At 39.6% G+C, this 16,401-nt stretch carries 22 protein-coding genes; 14 read left to right on the top strand and 8 right to left on the bottom strand.

Features of this window, described 5'->3' with window-relative positions:
- Positions 1 to 20 precede the first annotated feature (20 nt).
- From QL223_RS24645 to QL223_RS24620, 6 genes are all read right to left on the bottom strand, one after another.
- Positions 21 to 608 (bottom strand): hypothetical protein, encoded by a 588-nt coding sequence (locus QL223_RS24645; protein WP_281546255.1) that lies wholly within the window; start codon positions 606 to 608, stop codon positions 21 to 23.
- Between the two features lie 349 nt (positions 609 to 957).
- Positions 958 to 1,551 carry a DUF2913 family protein gene (locus tag QL223_RS24640; protein ID WP_281546254.1) on the bottom strand — a complete coding sequence of 198 codons (594 nt, stop codon included), beginning with the start codon at positions 1,549 to 1,551 and terminating at the stop codon, positions 958 to 960.
- A 54-nt stretch (positions 1,552 to 1,605) separates the two neighbouring features.
- On the bottom strand, positions 1,606 to 2,211 hold the full coding sequence (locus tag QL223_RS24635; protein ID WP_281546253.1) for a recombinase family protein: 606 nt from the start codon (positions 2,209 to 2,211) through the stop codon (positions 1,606 to 1,608).
- Positions 2,212 to 2,702: 491 nt separating this feature from the next.
- Positions 2,703 to 3,068: a hypothetical protein gene (locus QL223_RS24630; protein WP_281546252.1), complete on the bottom strand. Its 366-nt coding sequence runs from the start codon at positions 3,066 to 3,068 to the stop codon at positions 2,703 to 2,705.
- A 9-nt stretch (positions 3,069 to 3,077) separates the two neighbouring features.
- Positions 3,078 to 3,800: a StbB family protein gene (gene stbB, locus QL223_RS24625; protein ID WP_281546251.1), complete on the bottom strand. Its 723-nt coding sequence runs from the start codon at positions 3,798 to 3,800 to the stop codon at positions 3,078 to 3,080.
- Between the two features lie 2 nt (positions 3,801 to 3,802).
- Positions 3,803 to 4,279, bottom strand: a complete 477-nt coding sequence (locus tag QL223_RS24620) for a hypothetical protein (protein WP_281546250.1) — start codon at positions 4,277 to 4,279, stop codon at positions 3,803 to 3,805.
- 239 nt (positions 4,280 to 4,518) lie between these two features.
- On the opposite strand from QL223_RS24620, the gene mobC reads away from it, so the two are divergent.
- The 7 genes from mobC to QL223_RS24585 all read left to right on the top strand — a co-directional run bounded on the left by mobC (position 4,519) and on the right by QL223_RS24585 (position 9,416).
- Positions 4,519 to 4,881 carry a plasmid mobilization relaxosome protein MobC gene (gene mobC / locus QL223_RS24615; protein WP_281546249.1) on the top strand — a complete coding sequence of 121 codons (363 nt, stop codon included), beginning with the start codon at positions 4,519 to 4,521 and terminating at the stop codon, positions 4,879 to 4,881.
- A complete protein-coding gene (locus tag QL223_RS24610) occupies positions 4,871 to 7,384 on the top strand; it encodes an LPD7 domain-containing protein (protein ID WP_281546248.1) in 2,514 nt (837 codons plus the stop codon). The genes mobC and QL223_RS24610 overlap by 11 nt, the downstream gene beginning before the upstream one ends.
- A 143-nt stretch (positions 7,385 to 7,527) precedes the next feature.
- Positions 7,528 to 7,845, top strand: a complete 318-nt coding sequence (locus QL223_RS24605) for a hypothetical protein (protein ID WP_281546247.1) — start codon at positions 7,528 to 7,530, stop codon at positions 7,843 to 7,845.
- Between the two features lie 361 nt (positions 7,846 to 8,206).
- Complete coding sequence (locus QL223_RS24600) at positions 8,207 to 8,494, top strand: hypothetical protein (RefSeq protein ID WP_281546246.1); 288 nt, start codon at positions 8,207 to 8,209, stop codon at positions 8,492 to 8,494.
- A 42-nt stretch (positions 8,495 to 8,536) separates the two neighbouring features.
- Entirely contained in the window at positions 8,537 to 8,944 is a 408-nt protein-coding gene (locus tag QL223_RS24595; RefSeq protein WP_281546245.1) for a hypothetical protein, read from the top strand.
- Between the two features lie 78 nt (positions 8,945 to 9,022).
- The gene (locus QL223_RS24590) at positions 9,023 to 9,163 is read left to right on the top strand and encodes a hypothetical protein (RefSeq protein WP_281546244.1); all 141 of its coding nucleotides are present in this window, start codon (positions 9,023 to 9,025) and stop codon (positions 9,161 to 9,163) included.
- A complete protein-coding gene (locus QL223_RS24585) occupies positions 9,138 to 9,416 on the top strand; it encodes a LuxR C-terminal-related transcriptional regulator (protein ID WP_348651400.1) in 279 nt (92 codons plus the stop codon). The genes QL223_RS24590 and QL223_RS24585 overlap by 26 nt, the downstream gene beginning before the upstream one ends.
- Here QL223_RS24585 and QL223_RS24580 read toward each other — a convergent pair.
- Both QL223_RS24580 and QL223_RS24575 read right to left on the bottom strand, forming a co-directional pair.
- A complete protein-coding gene (locus tag QL223_RS24580; RefSeq protein WP_281546242.1) occupies positions 9,378 to 9,887 on the bottom strand; it encodes a hypothetical protein in 510 nt (169 codons plus the stop codon). The two genes, QL223_RS24585 and QL223_RS24580, sit on opposite strands and share 39 nt — an antisense overlap.
- A gap of 5 nt (positions 9,888 to 9,892) precedes the next feature.
- Positions 9,893 to 10,960, bottom strand: a complete 1,068-nt coding sequence (locus tag QL223_RS24575; protein WP_281546241.1) for a DUF1805 domain-containing protein — start codon at positions 10,958 to 10,960, stop codon at positions 9,893 to 9,895.
- 330 nt (positions 10,961 to 11,290) lie between these two features.
- On the opposite strand from QL223_RS24575, the gene QL223_RS24570 reads away from it, so the two are divergent.
- The 7 genes from QL223_RS24570 (at position 11,291) to QL223_RS24540 (ending at position 16,401) form a co-directional block, all read left to right on the top strand.
- On the top strand, positions 11,291 to 11,506 hold the full coding sequence (locus QL223_RS24570) for a hypothetical protein (RefSeq protein ID WP_281546240.1): 216 nt from the start codon (positions 11,291 to 11,293) through the stop codon (positions 11,504 to 11,506).
- Between the two features lie 268 nt (positions 11,507 to 11,774).
- Entirely contained in the window at positions 11,775 to 12,122 is a 348-nt protein-coding gene (locus QL223_RS24565; RefSeq protein ID WP_281546239.1) for a TraY domain-containing protein, read from the top strand.
- Between the two features lies 1 nt (position 12,123).
- Positions 12,124 to 12,693 (top strand): lytic transglycosylase domain-containing protein, encoded by a 570-nt coding sequence (locus QL223_RS24560; protein WP_281546238.1) that lies wholly within the window; start codon positions 12,124 to 12,126, stop codon positions 12,691 to 12,693.
- 82 nt (positions 12,694 to 12,775) lie between these two features.
- Positions 12,776 to 13,069: a conjugal transfer protein gene (locus QL223_RS24555; RefSeq protein WP_281546237.1), complete on the top strand. Its 294-nt coding sequence runs from the start codon at positions 12,776 to 12,778 to the stop codon at positions 13,067 to 13,069.
- 2 nt (positions 13,070 to 13,071) lie between these two features.
- Positions 13,072 to 13,440, top strand: coding sequence for a VirB3 family type IV secretion system protein (locus QL223_RS24550; protein ID WP_281546236.1), 369 nt, complete (start codon positions 13,072 to 13,074; stop codon positions 13,438 to 13,440).
- A complete protein-coding gene (locus tag QL223_RS24545; protein ID WP_281546235.1) occupies positions 13,406 to 15,745 on the top strand; it encodes a conjugal transfer protein TraE in 2,340 nt (779 codons plus the stop codon). The genes QL223_RS24550 and QL223_RS24545 overlap by 35 nt, the downstream gene beginning before the upstream one ends.
- Entirely contained in the window at positions 15,742 to 16,401 is a 660-nt protein-coding gene (locus QL223_RS24540) for a type IV secretion system protein (protein ID WP_281546234.1), read from the top strand. Before QL223_RS24545 ends, QL223_RS24540 begins: the two co-directional genes overlap by 4 nt.

Genomic DNA, 16,401 nt, shown 5'->3' with positions numbered 1-16,401 from the left:
ATTAATCCGATTTTAAAATATTAATCATTCTTATAGTCAGGATGACAGTCTTCAATATGACACTCATGAATTTCTTTGAGTTTTTTATCTGAGGCATCCAATTTTCGCCACCTCGCAGAACAAAAATTTTCTGCACAACGTGCAATCCCTCTAAACCTGCCCTTTGGCGTATGTAAATCGAAAGAAAGACGCAACTGTTGTTGTTTGTGATAAGATCTATCAGGACTAGAGTCTCCATATCCTACATCTGCAATATGGCACTCAGCTTCTTTATTTGTTAATGCTAGATGGCCTAGATCGTAGACTTGCCAAGTTCCATTATGATAGAACCCTTTACTTCCATATATTCGAGTACCACCAAATAGGCCTGAAACCAATAGTCCTACATGAGCTGTACCACGATTACGTTTTTTTTCATGTTCGCCATTCACTAATCCATAAACAATCCAATCTTCAGAGCATCCTGTATCACTTGGCTTAAGTGTTCGAGAACTTGACCAGTCAGCATTTAAATAAAAACCGTAACTTATTGAGGGTACAAGTGTTAAAATGAAAGCGATGATGTAACCTTTATAAAAAATAACGTCTTTGATTGTCGCGATATTCATATCCAACTTCCTCCTTTTTATATTCTAACAGTGTATTGGACGCCAAAGTGGTGTATTTAAACACCCCATTTTTTCAAATAATAATAAGCCACTGTATTTCAAAGGTGACTTTCTCGCTGTTTTTAAACACTTTCATCTCGGTGCCAAAAATGATCTTGTGAAAACAGCCAAAAATGGGGTTATTTCAGTATTATACGACACCTTTGCATGTAATGTGTGTATCAACAGTGGAAAAGTATATTTCGGATTACAAAAAGTAGGGTGAATAGGAGGCTTCTAAACACCTCATCAAAAATGATGCTGGCTCACTTTGGGGCAAAATCGTGTCAGCCATTCCCCGAATTCATCGTTACGGTTGACTGATTGGATGAAGAAGAACATGTGCCTGGCATGCCTTTTCATTCCACTCTTTTTGCTCGGCCCGAAAAAGACCGTGGGCGTTAATGAGCTCTGCTAACCCTGACGCTTTGTCTCCCTGTATCAGCAGTGACAGCGGGGATGTCTGCTCACCGCTCTGATTGAAACAATGTTCAATATGCTCAGGCAACACATAGATGGTGTTGTCAGACGGGTTGTCATCCGATTTTTCATGGAAGAGCTTTGCATCGATACCATGTTCATCATGCAGAAAATTGAGTTGGTCAAAGAGCTTGGTTGCATCATCGATTTTTTGCTGATGTCCCACTGAAAACGTATTCAGCTCCCACAGCTTTCTCTCCAGATTTAGCTCCTTTGGTGCGAGAGATGTTGAGCATTTGCTTGAGTTCACTTTTATCGACTTGTAGCGCGGGTCTTTTAGCTTGGGTTTCAGGTACCGGCTAAGAATGAGATTACGTTTTTCCAACGGGGTGAAGCCCTTAGCGGCGGAAACGTTGGCATAAAGATTCAGCAGTGCATTTTCGATAACGGAAGAGAGAAGCATAACGAGGATTGAAAGCGTCAAGTTCCGGTTATTTTACCAATTGTCACCGCCAAAGCCTATCTCCACATCATGAGTCTATGTAGACTGCTTTCTGACCGTGGCGATGGTCGAACGGCTGCACCTTAACAAACGCTGTATCTGCGACCAGGATTTTCCTTCTCCGAGAAGCAGGGCAATATTCTCCCGAAGCATGTGATCCGGTTGCCTGCCCTGATACTTACCTGCCAGTTTGGCTTTTTCTATGCCCTGTGCCTGTCGTTTCCGGCGGGTTTCATAATCATCCCTGGCCATCGCCGCCGCCAGGTCCACCATAAACTCAGTCAATACACGGGCTATCATCGAGTGCTGGGTACTGCCCTCCAGAATGGCGTGTGTCATCGGCTGGTCAATCACTACGATGTGAATACCCGCACTCACAAATTGTTGCTTGAGGGCCGTCCATTGTTCATAGGGCAGTCGAGAGAGGCGGTCAACCTTTTCGATAAGCAAGATATCATCCGGGTGCGAATCATCGATTAAACGTGCCAGTTCAGCCCGTTCCAGTTTGGAGCCGGATTGGTTCTCTGTGTAAAAACTGGCTATCCGTACACCTTTTTGCTCAGCAAATTGAATTAACTCAGCCTTGGCACGATTAGCATCCTGAGCATCGGTCGATGCTCGCAAGTAGGCTCTGATGAACATAAAGGGCCATTGGTTTGATTAGGGTGGGGTACTCAATATTAGTTCGCGTAGGGTTTACTATCAACAATAAACGAACCAATATCGAGAAAACAGATACTGGTTCGCATTAAGTATACTCATATTAAACTAGCAATCTTCGTATTCTGGCAATCTGCATTTTCCTAAAATTGAAGGGCGGGGTCGGACATAGACCTTCATTAAAGAGGGTATAGCCTTTCCTTCGTGAATGGAGTCGGGGAAATAGCCATAAACAAATTTGAAAAGACGAATCAGATAATCATCTTGAGTTGCCAAGTGGCTAATGTGCCAGCTGTGTGATTCAAGTAATGAAGTGTGGTTTGATATTGATTCAACAACTTCTCTATGCTCATCTAGTCGTTTAGCAACATTCCGAGAATAGTTTAGCTGCTTGATGATCACAGACCTTCTTACTAACCCACATAGGGAAAAGACCTTATCTATCCAATATTTCATGTGCTATCACCTCTGGATTAACCAAACATCACTAAGATGTAAAAAACGCCACCTCCAATAAGGCTACCGAGAAATCCAAAAAGAAGCCCACTGATTGCAGTTTTCATAGTGAAACCATTCGAATTCATTTTTGGTTTGTTGATTGTCGATTCGCTAATTTGAACTTTCTCGACTTCTTTCAACAATTTCTTTATCGAAGCTTCCAGATCTGAGGAGACATCAATGATGCGATTTATCTTGGATTGAAATGAGTTATCAAAAGACTTAGGAACCATTTCAAGAGCCTCGCTAACTGATATAACCAATTCTCTGAGGTCTTCGATCTCAGCAACTGTTAGTTCTTTAACCAACTTAGACATTGGTAATTTTTCGGAGTTACCCATATGATACCTTTAATGATTGAAATGCTTTTTAAGTTTTGAAAACTCTGTATTAAGAACTTCATCAAAACGAAGAGCCAAACGGTGACATGACTTTTTTAAAGAAAGAATACTTCTTAACTCTCTATCTTTAGTGGCGCGTATTTCATCCCGATAATTTGTTTCATCGTGTACCGCATCATGATATGTGGTACCTATTTGATCAATGAGAGTGAATATCTCAGTGTTCGGTATGACACAGCATTTAGCTAACGAGCTAGTAGCTGTAAGCTTTAAAATCTCAGTTTCAACCAATAGGCTAAACTGGCTTTCTAAAGAAATTGAAGTATCAACTCTATTTAATAGTATGAATATTGAACTGGGCTCTACTCCCATATCAACAAGTTCATCAACCGTATTGCAGGTGTCTTTCTGTTGTTTTGTATCTGGGGTGACAGGGAGAAGGTAAATATCTATATCTTCATGAGTGCCTGAATTTTCCTTCATCCCCTTAATGAAGTTCTCTATGTTTGAAGAACCAATATCAATAATGGCAAGATCAAGTAAATCCACTTTTTCTATTACCGAGGTCATATCTTTTGACGATATTTTTGTCCCATCGTCACCATCATGGTTTATTGTTTCGATGCGAATAACATCGGCGTCTGGGATTCTAGGGTGAAGGAAGTGGTTACAGATCGTGCTTTTCCCCACATTCCCAGAATTGTTAAGAACTGCGATTTTCAAAAATTCCATAATCATTCTCCTGTAGAATACTTGGCTTTTCTCGCCTTACTGAGTTTCATTTCGTTAAATTTGTGTCTAAGTGTCCTTGAACTTCTGTTCCCAGCTACATCACACCAAGCTATAGAGTCCTCCAAAGTAAAACCACAATCTAAAATCTCACTTACTAATCTTTCTGATACGTCGGGGAACTCTGTCTTCCATGTCGATACCGAAGCATTTTCGGTATCGAAAAAGATATCTTTCTTTTTATCTGCAATATTAGATTTTGATTTCTTGTTTTTTGCTCTGAAAATCAGGTTTTGAAAGTGTTTTTCTGTGATTTCTAAATCTAAAAGTCTACAAAATGTAAGATACTCTACACCTGAGTTTTTCAAAGATTCGATGCTTTCAATGTGCCTATCGAAGATTGTTTGTAATGTAAAAACACCAATCTCATAATCACATCTAATATCATCAACGACTTTTTTAATATCAGATTCAATTGTCATCTCTGGCTCTCTATATCTTATCTATACATGTGCTTTATGATTGCTTTACTCAACTCGCTAAAACCCTATTTCGCTACAGTCAATCTACGGGGAAATGTAGATGATTGCTATACCGTTGCTCTATCTAAAAAAGTCGCCTCGACTTTTTTAGATAGAGTAAGGCACGTTGCCGAAAGTATACTTTCGCGTGCTAAGGGGATAATCTCCCCTTAAACCCCTGCAACTCTACGAGTTATTTTATGAGCCAGAACAGCAATGAAAAAAAGAAAGCTGTAGTTCATGTTCAGACAAAAATGACGGAAGAAGAATATGAACCTTTGAATATGATTATCAACGATCTAGGACTTAAACAGTCCGCAGTCGTAAGAGCGTTATTAACCTCTAGAGCTGCTGAAGTGGAACTACCTGTTGGAAAGCCAAAGGAGCTTGAAAGAATCCTATTTCTAATCAATAAAACATCCAATAATATCAATCAGATAGCCAAGAGATTAAATGAGGCCAACAAGCAAGGAGTTGTGTCAGAAAAGGTATTTAACGGTGCCATGAACTCCTTGCTTTCTATTTCTAGTTCTCTAAAGGTCGTCTTGAAAAATGCTAGTTAGATTGACCACTGGGAAAAGTGGTATAGCTGAGTATCTTGAGAATGGTCAGAAGTCTGATAGAAGTATGACGCGGGATGAAATCGACCTAAGAGAGTGTATAGATGGTGATCTAGATATAACCAGAACAATAATTGATAGTATGAATGCCACAGGAAGAGATAACAACTACTATCACATAACATTGAGTTTTTCTGAAAAAGATATATCCAAAGAAAAAATAGAAGAGGTTTATGAGGATTATAAATCTCTTCTATTGAACGCATATGATAGTGACGAATTTAATTCGTATGCAGAAATACATTTCCCTAAAGTAAAAAGCTATATAGACAAGTCAACAGGAGAAAAAGTAGAACGATTTCCTCATGTTCATATGGTTATACCAAAAGTAAATTTAGAGACTGGAAAAGACCTCAATCCAATCGGTAACTATAAATCAAATCAGAAATACTTCGAATCAATACAGGAAAAGTTAAACTATAAACATGGATTATCCTCTCCATTTGATAACCAAAGACAAAAGAAAGTTTCAAAGTCAGACTTGATCTCAAGATATAAGGGCGATCAATTCAAGGGAGCAGGGAAAGACTTAAAGGATAAAGTGTTTTCTGAAATTAGAAACGGGAATATTAAAAACTTTGAAGGATTGAGAAGAAGGTTGCTAAAAGAGGGAGAGGTTAGAATAGTTAATACTAAATCGGAGGGGGAATATCTAAAGGTTAGGCCAAAAGGAAACAAAAAATTTGTCAGATTAACAGACCAGGTATTTAGAAAGAATTTTCTTGATAATGGAATTTTAGAAAAGGAAAAACCATCAGAAAAGAAATCAGCAGAAAATGTTTCTAGATGGATGAAATTTAAATCCTATGAAATAAAACATATTCATAGCGCTTCACCAAAAGAAAGAAATGAATATAGAAAGTTAAGCATTACTGAAAAAGAGGAGTACTTACATGTCAGAAGAAATGAACCTGTTCGAAGAAAAGATAGAAGCACAGAAAGAAAGCATACTACAAAGATCAGATGGGCGGATAGTAGAAAGCTTGGTGTTAACAGAGCTAGAGGAAGATCTTTTGCCGAAATCCCAAACGGCCTGCCAAGTATGTCCGAACACAATGTGGATGTTGCAAGAAGACGGCGGGGAAATGATTCTCCAAAACTACTGCATGATCATGCATCGAATAGTATGGACGCAATCAAAACCAGTAGAAATTACAAACTGCGACGGTTTGTTTCTGAATCAGGAAGAGGACTAATTGAGAAAGATAATGAAAATATAAACAAACCAAAAAGCGTGGCTGAGCAAATAAAATATAACCATGATCAATCAAGGAAGAAAGAGAATGAAGAAGTTACATTTTCAAAAATTAAAAAATCTATTGATGCAAATAGACTTTTAAAGAAGCTTGAATATAAAAATGGAATATCAGCAAGTGATTACACTGTTTGGAAGAAGAGGGGGGGTGAGAACCGGATAAAAGTTGGCAATCTAAATCTTAATGTTAGTGATTTTTGCACAAAACACATTGGGCTTTCATGGGATGAAACAAAGGATGTTTTGAAAGAGGTTTATAAAGAACAAATAAATGACTTGAATCATAAAAAAGTGGTTCAGAAAGAAAATAATGCAATAAATAGAATTATCTTCAAGTCAAATAAAGCACTAAGAACATGGGATGTTAAATCAAGTAACGTAGCACAAAGTATATCTGCTTTGAAATCAACACAAAATGAAGAGTTAAGGAGAAATAGTATGTCTGACTTAGAAATAAAAAACTCTAGCAATACACATAGTTTGGAAGAGGCGGCTGAAAGAGTATTGAAAGCAAGAGCTGCTGTCAGGAACCTCGATATATCAATGAATGATGTTGTAGCAACAAAAGATGCGAAAAAGGACACCGTCGCATTTAGTGACAAAAGAACCGGCGAAGAAATGTTCAAGGACAAAGGTACTTCAATTGTCATGACGAAGCGGGAGCCAACAGCCAATGATACCGCTGCTGCTCTGACTTATGCCGCTGAAAAATACGGGACAGTCGAGATCACTGGTACCAAGGCTTTCAAAGAGTCAGTCGTCGCGATTGCTGCACAGAAGAACTTGAATATTGTGTTCTCCGACAAAGACCTTCAACAGAAGTTTGTACAGAGCAAATCTGACAATGTAGAAGTCACTAAAGCGGCTCAAAACCTTCCAAGTCAGCCAACTGCTGATAAAGGCCGCGAAGTTAAGATCGATTACAACTTTAATGAATCATCAAGTAAGTACGAAGTAAAAATCAACGGGCAGGCTCCAGGGGAAGTTTCAAAAGAGCTGTTATCAACAGCTATAGCTAACGATAGATTTCTCAAGATGTACAGTGTTGAAGAAATCACAAGTAATGCGTTAGACCCCAAAAAAGCAAAAGGGGAGCAACCCGTACCGAAAACAATCGCTCAGGATGGGTCTATTCACAGTACAGATATGAGCGCTCAATCCGACAGCAAAAAAAATGCATCTAAGATGTAACCGAGACTCACCTCTTATGGTTTAAGAGGTGAGTACCTGCAATATGCCCACAAAAGCGACATGTTAATTTAAACAGTAATGACCTCTCGATAAGTATGTGTTGTGCTATGCATCCACAACCGCTGTTAGATGGAGCGATAACTATGAATACACCGTTGGAAATAGTAGAAAAACGTATTGCTGCTGTCAGAACGCAACAAAAGAATGAAAGGATACAAAGCAACATAAGCATGATGGAATACGCTTTAAGGCAGTTGGAATTAGTGAAATCCCAGCTGGAAGAGGCAACACCTAGTCTTTATCCTCCCGCAGGTGTCGTGAGTCTTGCTCAGGCAAAGATAGAACTAGACGGTTTGATTGAAGGGTATAGTTTTCCGCTATCGAGTGAGCAAGAAGAAAGAATGGGTAAGAGAATTGACGAACTCAGACACTATATACACGCAGCAGAAAAACAGGCTTAACTTTGTGCCTCCGGCGTTCAGCGTTGGAGGTTTTATTGGTTCAAGTGACACACTACCTATTCCCCAGGATTGATTAAGGCCGCTAATAGTCTGGCAAGAAGGAAAAGGGTTTTCCGGTTTGCTTTCCTGATCTCTATCTCTCAAATTACTTCTCTCTAAATCTCTTCCGTGGTACCGGCCTCGCATGCCTTCGGCATATAACAACACGCTATAAACTAGATATTTATATAACTATATAGTTTTATAGTTTCATGTTTTTCGTCTTGAAGGTTAGGCGCATTGCGCCTATAATAAATATGTTGGTTGAGAGAACCAACAACCCATTAAGCCCGAAAGGGCAAATACCCGAAAGGATGAAAATATGAAGTTATCTGATGTAGCAACCATCAAAACCAACTTTCCAGATGCAGATTTCTGGATAATTCGCCGTGGTAGCATCAAGACTGTCGGCAAGCCTGTAGAGATGTTTAACAGCGAGCACATAGGCATTCGCGTAAGTGACACCAACACTATTCTTCCTCGTTTTCTGTTCTATGTAATGGAAGAAATCTTTCGTTCGGGTCAGTGGGAACTGCTGGCGACAGGAACAACTCAATTGGTAAATATCAGAACGTCTGATGTTAGAAATATCTTACTTGTGACTCGTTAGAAAAAAGGGGGCTAAGCCCCCTTCATTGAGAAGGTTCAGCAAATGAAAATTGAAATTCCAAGCATTCAAGAGCAACAGAAGATCATCTTTGAAAAAGCAACCCTTGCAGCTATTGAAAGGTTACAGCGTAACTTAGAAGCGCCTGTAGTAGAGCCTCAGATTGCTGTCGATGAGTCTCTTTTTAGTCGCGCTCATCTTTTGGATGAAAAACGTTTTGAGCCGCCACCGGCTGAAATTGTAAGGGCATACTTTGAGCATTTTCAGGGCCACTTCCCTGATTACGATACAGATAAGAAGCTAGCCGACTTACTTGGCGTTAGCGGTAATAGGAGAATTAGAGAATATAAATCTGGAGCTAGAAACGTTCAGTTTGAGGTATGGCGGAAATTTCTGATCATCACTGGCCGTGTGCCTCAAGATGTTTTGCCAGTATTGGCCTATATGAGCTAAGAGAGATCGCTGCTCGCTAGCGTTCGCACCGCTAACGAACAGCTAACTACAACCACCTAAGATAGTAGGAGTTGAGCTATGAGCGATTCTATATTCGCGGTAGAGGCGTGTCACGCGCCAGGTTACGTAATCGTGCTGTATGCACTAACTTCAAATGTATTGACCAAGGTACAGCGGCTCCGCCTGATTGCGAATGCAAAGGGGGTTAACCATGGATAACCCCCTTCTAACTAAAGATATAAGTCGCCTGAGTTCACTTTTTCCTGAACTTACCGAAAAACAGTTCACATGTTTGTTTATGTACTGTATGGGTAAGGGAAGTAAAGAAATTGGTGAGCAGATGAAGATCCGAGATACAACCGTTCGTAACTACCTCCAAGACCTCAAGGAGATATTTAGCCTAGATAGAGCCTCAGATCTAAGGGCAATTTTTCTAGTCCGAATGCTTGCCCCAGTTGAGTATCATACCTGACGTGACCGTGTTGCCTTCTACAACAAAGCTATCTCCAGTATTTTTAACATCGCTGGAGATAGCTGTATTCCGGTTACTTCTTTCTAAGTAATTAAGCATTGGTATATCAAGAAGTTCCTTTAGAGAGCATCTAAGTCGAACTGTTTTGCCTTCCTTCAAATACAGATAAGTATAAGGGTGCTTTGCTACAGCAACTTTTATGTTCTGATGGAACGGAAAATGTCTCTTGTTCTTCTTGATGATTTTCGTGTAACTATCATCCTCTGATTCATCATTTTTGTCTCCGCTTTTTCTAACGATAAAAAGGAGGGAGAGAAAAGTATTCAAGGCTATAGATACGGAAACTAGAATACCAAAACCTAAGTGATCCATAATCAGAAAAAGCAGAACCCCTGCGGGTAAGGCATAGTTTTCTCTGTCGATGTAAAGAGCGACCACTAAAGCGGTCACTCCTAATACTACACCTTCCATAACGTCTACCTAAATATTTCCGTTGCCTTACTCCCCAGGTCTCCGATTTTTAGCCCCATATCTAAAGCGGCATCTGATAGTCCAACAATTTTCGCATTCATCATATCGTCGTAATTGGAAACACCAGATACAATCGCGCATGCCTCGTTTAACTTATTGCATGTTTCTATGTTTATGTATGCACATGCTAAAAATCCCTTACTTCCTTTAATCACAAGTAGTGGCCGCTCTAATGGAAAGTTAATACGTTCGTCTTGCATATATTTTTTACCTTCTGATATTGGTTGTAATAGCTCTTCTATTTCACTTTGTGATGATGGATTGATACTAACCAAAGCATCAATCACCTTTTGGGAATCAATTGGTGATTTTGTTATTTTTGTGGTGTCAATATTTATACATATAAATGCTATAAGTTCATCATTATGATAAACAGGTATTGTTGTGGCTTTGATTAACATGCCATCTGGCAACTGTATTGGATAAGATATTATGTTACCAGTTTGAATCTCGTTTCTAGCATATTTTTTTATAAGTTCCAGTCCGAAGTTTGTATTCGGATCATACATCCTTCGTCCTGTTATCGGATTTTCAATAGCAATAACAGAGATAAGAGGGTTCGTAGTGTCATGCAAAACTACCTCTATAGGGGTGTCACTCAGAGTTTTCCCGAACCCCTTTACTATATCTTTGAGGCTTTCAAGTATCTCTTCACGATCACTTTGATAAATTGTGTCGTACTTGATAGCTACCTTTTTTAAATCAGATACCTTGTCAGAATTATCAGTATCGATCATGAATATGGCTGAATTATCCTCAATTAGCTGTATAAGTTCCCATGCAGCTTGAGCGTGTTTATCAGGGTCGAGTTGGGTTATCGCAGTGTTGAGTGTGTCTTTGTCAAGATACAGTTTTCCGGCATCATTATACGTAATGGGGTAGTAATCAAGAGAAGCTAAGGGTTTTCCGATAGTTACACTATCTTCACTTCCAACCACTTTTGTTCCAATGAGAGAGATTAGTGCTATGCCAAATATCGCGTAAGCACTTATCATTTTGATTTTCCTTTTCATTTTTTTATCCTTCCTAGCCAGGAACGTTACTTATAGCTTTTTTATTTGAATTCATTCTTTTCTAATCATCGAATAGTTATTTTTTAATACTCAAACTCGTGATTAGTTTGTATTTTTATATGTGATGATAGTCACATGTACAGATATTTTATATTTGAACCCCCTTGCCGTATCTTGTTGTTTAATATTGTTTTGTTGATGAATCTAGACAACAAATCCTCATGCTTTATAAACAACTATTAACACAACTATTCAAAAGTGACAATTGGCCTCTTTTTGTCGTTAATTCTATGTGAAATACTTTGATTGAAATTCAGGAAGGAGGAGTAGATGTCTCAAACGACTATTACACTTCCCATTGACACTGATACCAATAGGGTTATTTCTGATATCGCTGCTGAATGGGGATACAAGAATTATGGTAACGGAGGTAAGACGGGCTTTGTTTCTGATTTGTTAGATTGCATCGCGAAAAATTACGAAAGTAAAAGCTCAGATTTTGACTTATCTCTTGTGATAAAGAAAAAGAAAGAAAAAGGTAGATAGCCTTTTAATTAACTTCAAAACAAAACAACTTTTGTTTAATAAAACTACATCTTTTTGTAGCGGTCTCTTACGGCCTGAAAATGCTCTTTAACAATTTTGCCAAGGTTCTGACGGATGCCGAAAAATCCGATAAAGGTGTGAGAAACCTTTTTAATCAATCACGCCCCAACATGTAGCGAATGTGGCAGGGGTTCACTGATGCTGATAGGTGATTAATGTGTATCAGCACAAATTCAAACTCAAGATGTAAAGAATTAGAGGGGGGTATATGACTTCTATGATTCCTACCAACTTGGTTCTAGATGAAGATTCTTATAACTCTTTAAAAACTGCTGCCGACCTTTCATTCAGGTCTATGAGGAGTGAAGCTACATTGAGAGTTATTGACCACATAAAAAGATATAGAAAAAGAGTTTCAAAAGTTGACATTACTAAAAAGACAGTAATGAAAATAACTATTCCTTCTGTATTAGCAAAGGAAATCAACGTATACCTTCTCTCTGAATGTGGTTTCAAAAATAGAACATTAGTTGAAGAGTGTAGCTTTCGACTTAAAGACCACCTTGATAAATTCGAATCCATTTCAATCGTTGGGGTGGCACAGAGGAAAGGATAAAATGATCATTGAAATACCACTACTTATTTCTCTTTTCAATCAATGTCAGGCAACTGTTGATTCTCATACATTGGGAAGAATTGTAGACACTGAAAGCGATAGGCAGCAATACGCAATAGCCGTTGTTGGTGCTGAAAAAACGTTGAACCAGCCAAAGAGCAAAGCGGAAGCAATTGACGTAATCAAAGGGCTCGAATCTGCGGGATTTAGTTATAGCGTAGGTCTAATGCAAATTAATAATGCAAATTTCGCAAAGCATGGCCTGACATTAGAAACAGCTTTTGATAACTGCGAAAACATTAGAGTAGGGGCTGAGATATTTTCAGGGTGCTTCGAAAGAGCCGAAAAAAAATTTCATGGAAAGTCACGCTCTGAGCTTCTTGATTTAGCAGCCTCTTGCTATTACTCAGGGAATTTCGAACGTGGCTTTACTGTAGAAAGTACAGGAACAAGTTACGTTCAAAGATTTAACTCTAGCAATGGGTATTCATCCAGTTTACCCATTACAAATCATGTCCAACCCAATCCAAGTCGAACCATAAAGTCATGGGATGTATTTGGAGATTTCTAAGGAGGTAAAAGCGTAAGTCAAATCTCACCCCCGCTAAACATTTAATTTGCTATCAATCATCTATTATAAAAGGTAATTGTCTATGAGAAATATCAAGTCATTCTTCGCTGCTGTTGCAGCTATTCTCGTTTCTTTCGTCTCTTCTCCTGCGCTGGCAGCTGGCCTCGATAACCTTACAACATGGGTCACTGATGTACGTGTTTGGGGTTATGGCTTTCTGGCGGCTTTATGCCTTGGCTATATGGTTTACCTAGCTGGCGCCGCGCTCACTGAAAAAAAGCAATGGAGCGATGTAGGGGTTGGTCTCCTTAAGGTCGCAGCAGCAGGCGGCATTGTCATCGCTGGCGAATTCATGTGGGCTATCTGGGGTAGCTAATCATGAAAAAAGAAGGTTTGGATAAGTACCAAAGCTTCAATTCACTAGCAAGGGAACCCCTAATGTTAGGGGTTCCTGTCATTGTCTTGTTGCTTTGTGGCTCGGGGATTTTGATAACCGGATTTGTTGGCTTGATGGCGCTTGGGGTAAAAGGTCTTATTTTCCCTTTGGTCATAGTGGCATTTCTAATTTATCTCCGAATTAAAACTGAGGAAGATTCTAGAGCAATCGAAGATATCAAATGGGATATTAGAGGTCTTTTTTATAAGATAAAAAGCAGATCTCGGATTGTTTCTTTTTCTTCATTGGATGAAACACCCATTAGGAGAAAAAAAGATGTTGCAGAGTGGTTTAAAAACAATACCGATTAAAGGCATACCAGAATACGGAAGGGTTGTTACCAAATCGATTATAAAACTCGAAGATAAAGTATTATCTACAATCGAAATTTTTGGAATCCCTTACGAATGTGAGCCAGGGACAAATCTCCAAAACGCTCTAGACACTCAGAAATCTCTCTTTAACAACCTTGCAAAGCAGTATGGAAGCGACCTTGCTGTGTGGACTCATATAGTAAATAAGAAAGAGAAGCTAGAAGCTTCCTATGAGTTCAAAAGCAAATTTGTTAACGACTTTTCAAATGAATACTTAAAGTCGTTCAACGGAGAAGATTTTTTTGTCTGCAAATACTATCTCACGTTTGTTTACAAACACGGTGGAAACCTTCAAGAAGGTGTTGAAGTCCTTGAGGACATTGTAAAAGTCACACTTTCAACGTTGAAGGAATTCTCTTGCAAACTCCTTCAAGTGACTAACGAACTATCTTGTGAACCGGCTGAATTTATCGGTTATCTGATGAATTATAAGGATGTATCAATTCCACTGTCCGGTTCAAAGGTTCTTGACTCGGTTATGCAGAGTGATTGGCACTTCATGCATGATATGGCAGAAGTAAGGAATCTCAATTCCCACGATCAGAAGTTTGCAACGTACTACGAGATTGACTCATTACCTAGCTGGACAGAAGCGGGGATGTGGGACTTTTTGCTAGAACAGCAAACCGAGTTCATTCTCAGTCAGTCGATGATATTAATGAGGCCAAATCAGAGTACAAAACTGATCGACCGACAAATCAATTTAATAGCTTCAACAGACAACGCTCTACAAGAGATAGAAGATCTCAGCACCGCACGCGATTATGTTGTGACTGGTGATATTGCATTTGGTATGTATCACGGCTCCATAACTGTTCTCGCTGATAGCCAAGCAACTCTAGTTAAGAAAAGTACCGACTTGTATGGTGAGTTCTTAGCCAGAGGCGCAGTATTGAAACGGGCAAATTTGAAGTCTCCATTCACTTTCAAAAGCTCGTTACCAGGTGCCAAAGAGCGTGTGAAAGCTAGCCCTAAAACGGTCACAAATTTATTGAGTGCTTGGTCACTCCATAATCAATCAATCGGCAAACCTTTCGGCAATCCAATCGGAGACGGAACAGCTCTGATCCCCCTAAAGACAACCAACAACACTATCTTCTATTTGAACTGTCATGCCTCCGAAATTGGTAAAGACGTTACTGGGGAGCCATATGCTGGCCACACAATGTTGCTAGGTGCGTCAGGTACGGGTAAGACGACTCTTGAGGCGGTGTTAACTGGATTTTTTACAAGGTTCGATCAGAAAATTTTCTGTATTGATTATAAGCGCTCTACCGAGTTGTTTATTCGTGCATATGAAGGCGAATACTTTTCTATAAAGGAAGGAGTTGATACCGGTATCAACCTTTTCCAGCTCGAAAAGACACCGAAACTTGTAAGTTTTCTGAATCGGCTGGTCTGTACTATCGCGAAAGGTGAGTCGAACAATGCGGTGACTCCTCAGAATGAACAAGAAATCAAAAACGCTATTGATAGCGTGATGAATTTTGAAGCCCCTATCAGAGGGCTGAGCCTTGTTTTGCAGTCGATACAAGACCCCGACCTGCGTTTACGGCTCTCTAAATGGTGCCGTTCAGAAAATGGTTCACTTTCATGGTGTTTGGACTCACCGAAAAATGTTTTTGACCCCTACAAAATGGGTCGCGTTGGTTTTGACTCTACCCTCTTGCTTGAAAAAGATGCGTCAGGGAAAAATCACCCTGCATCAGAAGCACTATTGGGTTGTTTGTTCTTTCTAAAAAATCTGATGCAAGAGGACGGGCGTCTTATCCAAACGATTGTTGAAGAATTTTGGATGCCTGCAAGCTTCCCATTGACTCAAGAGGAAATGAAACGAGGTTTAAAAACGGGGCGTTTAGGAAGAGAGTTTCTTTTCCTTACCTCTCAGTCGCCGGAAGACGCAATAAATAGTCCAATATTTCCGGCCATCATTCAGCAAACAGCTACGAAAATATACCTTCCAAACCCAGATGCTGAATATAAGTCCTACGCAAAATGCAATCTTACTCAAGAAGAGTTCCAGCGTCTCCAGAAGCTTGGGAAACAGAGTCGAACAATGCTTATAAAACAATCGAATACGAGTTGTTTTGCAAAGATGGATCTCAACGGCTTTGATGACTTCCTCCCGATAATCTCAGGCTCCGCTGAAGACATAGTGCTTTGTGAGCAAGTACGGGAGGCTGTAGGGAACGATCCAACTAATTGGATTCCTGAACTTTTAAAAAAGAGGAATGAAGTATGAAACGTTATCTAAGTGCTGCAATGCTTTTCTTCGTGTTTTCACTAAAGTCCTTTGCAACTGGTATTCCTGTTGTCGATGTTGCTGGACTAGCACAGATGGTTCAAGACGGGCTAGTCCGCGCACAAGAGTTCCAAAAAACAATCGGAGAGGCTAGAAACCGTTTGAATCAAATGAAGCAAACGGCTCAGCACTATAAATCGATGGTTGAAGGTCACTACTCGTTTGAAACCATCATCAATGATCCCAACCTGAACCAGTTCTTCGAGTTAGATGGTGTTAAAGACATTTACGACTCGGTCGGTGACATTGCTTCCATGCGGGATGAATACGGACTTTACTCAAACAACCCAACGGTGCAAAAGCGCTACGATAGTCAATTGAAGACACTTAGATTTCAAGAAAAGCTTCATGATCAGTTTTTAGCTCGAAGCGAAAGAATGAATAGCTTGCTGTCACAATTCAATGCAGCCAATACGCCAGCCAAAAAAGCTGATTTAGGTAATGCGATTGAATATGAACAAATGCAGCTGGCTAACGAGCAGAACATGATGGTAGCCATGAACTCAATGCTTGAACAGCAACGAAAAATTCAGGCGCAGGCAGACAATGTTGTTATCAAAGAGCAAGTCTTTGGAGATGGCATCCCAATTAATTGA

It is taken from the genome of Grimontia sp. SpTr1, assembly GCF_947387585.1.
In the GTDB taxonomy this organism is placed as follows: Bacteria; Pseudomonadota; Gammaproteobacteria; order Enterobacterales; family Vibrionaceae; genus Enterovibrio; species Enterovibrio indicus.
The sequence above is the reverse complement of the archived record's forward strand: the minus strand, read 5'-3'. Positions and strand labels throughout refer to the sequence as shown.

What these genes read in the sequence shown, in the direction of transcription:
- QL223_RS24645 (WP_281546255.1), bottom strand. Translation starts at nt 608, where the DNA reads ATGAATATCGCGACAATCAAAGACGTTATTTTTTATAAAGGTTACATC.
- QL223_RS24635 (WP_281546253.1), bottom strand. Translation starts at nt 2,211, where the DNA reads ATGTTCATCAGAGCCTACTTGCGAGCATCGACCGATGCTCAGGATGCT.
- QL223_RS24630 (WP_281546252.1), bottom strand. Translation starts at nt 3,068, where the DNA reads ATGGGTAACTCCGAAAAATTACCAATGTCTAAGTTGGTTAAAGAACTA.
- stbB (WP_281546251.1), bottom strand. Translation starts at nt 3,800, where the DNA reads ATGGAATTTTTGAAAATCGCAGTTCTTAACAATTCTGGGAATGTGGGG.
- QL223_RS24620 (WP_281546250.1), bottom strand. Translation starts at nt 4,279, where the DNA reads ATGACAATTGAATCTGATATTAAAAAAGTCGTTGATGATATTAGATGT.
- mobC (WP_281546249.1), top strand. Translation starts at nt 4,519, where the DNA reads ATGAGCCAGAACAGCAATGAAAAAAAGAAAGCTGTAGTTCATGTTCAG.
- QL223_RS24610 (WP_281546248.1), top strand. Translation starts at nt 4,871, where the DNA reads ATGCTAGTTAGATTGACCACTGGGAAAAGTGGTATAGCTGAGTATCTT.
- QL223_RS24605 (WP_281546247.1), top strand. Translation starts at nt 7,528, where the DNA reads ATGAATACACCGTTGGAAATAGTAGAAAAACGTATTGCTGCTGTCAGA.
- QL223_RS24600 (WP_281546246.1), top strand. Translation starts at nt 8,207, where the DNA reads ATGAAGTTATCTGATGTAGCAACCATCAAAACCAACTTTCCAGATGCA.
- QL223_RS24595 (WP_281546245.1), top strand. Translation starts at nt 8,537, where the DNA reads ATGAAAATTGAAATTCCAAGCATTCAAGAGCAACAGAAGATCATCTTT.
- QL223_RS24590 (WP_281546244.1), top strand. Translation starts at nt 9,023, where the DNA reads ATGAGCGATTCTATATTCGCGGTAGAGGCGTGTCACGCGCCAGGTTAC.
- QL223_RS24585 (WP_348651400.1), top strand. Translation starts at nt 9,138, where the DNA reads ATGCAAAGGGGGTTAACCATGGATAACCCCCTTCTAACTAAAGATATA.
- QL223_RS24580 (WP_281546242.1), bottom strand. Translation starts at nt 9,887, where the DNA reads ATGGAAGGTGTAGTATTAGGAGTGACCGCTTTAGTGGTCGCTCTTTAC.
- QL223_RS24575 (WP_281546241.1), bottom strand. Translation starts at nt 10,960, where the DNA reads ATGAAAAGGAAAATCAAAATGATAAGTGCTTACGCGATATTTGGCATA.
- QL223_RS24570 (WP_281546240.1), top strand. Translation starts at nt 11,291, where the DNA reads ATGTCTCAAACGACTATTACACTTCCCATTGACACTGATACCAATAGG.
- QL223_RS24565 (WP_281546239.1), top strand. Translation starts at nt 11,775, where the DNA reads ATGACTTCTATGATTCCTACCAACTTGGTTCTAGATGAAGATTCTTAT.
- QL223_RS24560 (WP_281546238.1), top strand. Translation starts at nt 12,124, where the DNA reads ATGATCATTGAAATACCACTACTTATTTCTCTTTTCAATCAATGTCAG.
- QL223_RS24555 (WP_281546237.1), top strand. Translation starts at nt 12,776, where the DNA reads ATGAGAAATATCAAGTCATTCTTCGCTGCTGTTGCAGCTATTCTCGTT.
- QL223_RS24550 (WP_281546236.1), top strand. Translation starts at nt 13,072, where the DNA reads ATGAAAAAAGAAGGTTTGGATAAGTACCAAAGCTTCAATTCACTAGCA.
- QL223_RS24545 (WP_281546235.1), top strand. Translation starts at nt 13,406, where the DNA reads ATGTTGCAGAGTGGTTTAAAAACAATACCGATTAAAGGCATACCAGAA.
- QL223_RS24540 (WP_281546234.1), top strand. Translation starts at nt 15,742, where the DNA reads ATGAAACGTTATCTAAGTGCTGCAATGCTTTTCTTCGTGTTTTCACTA.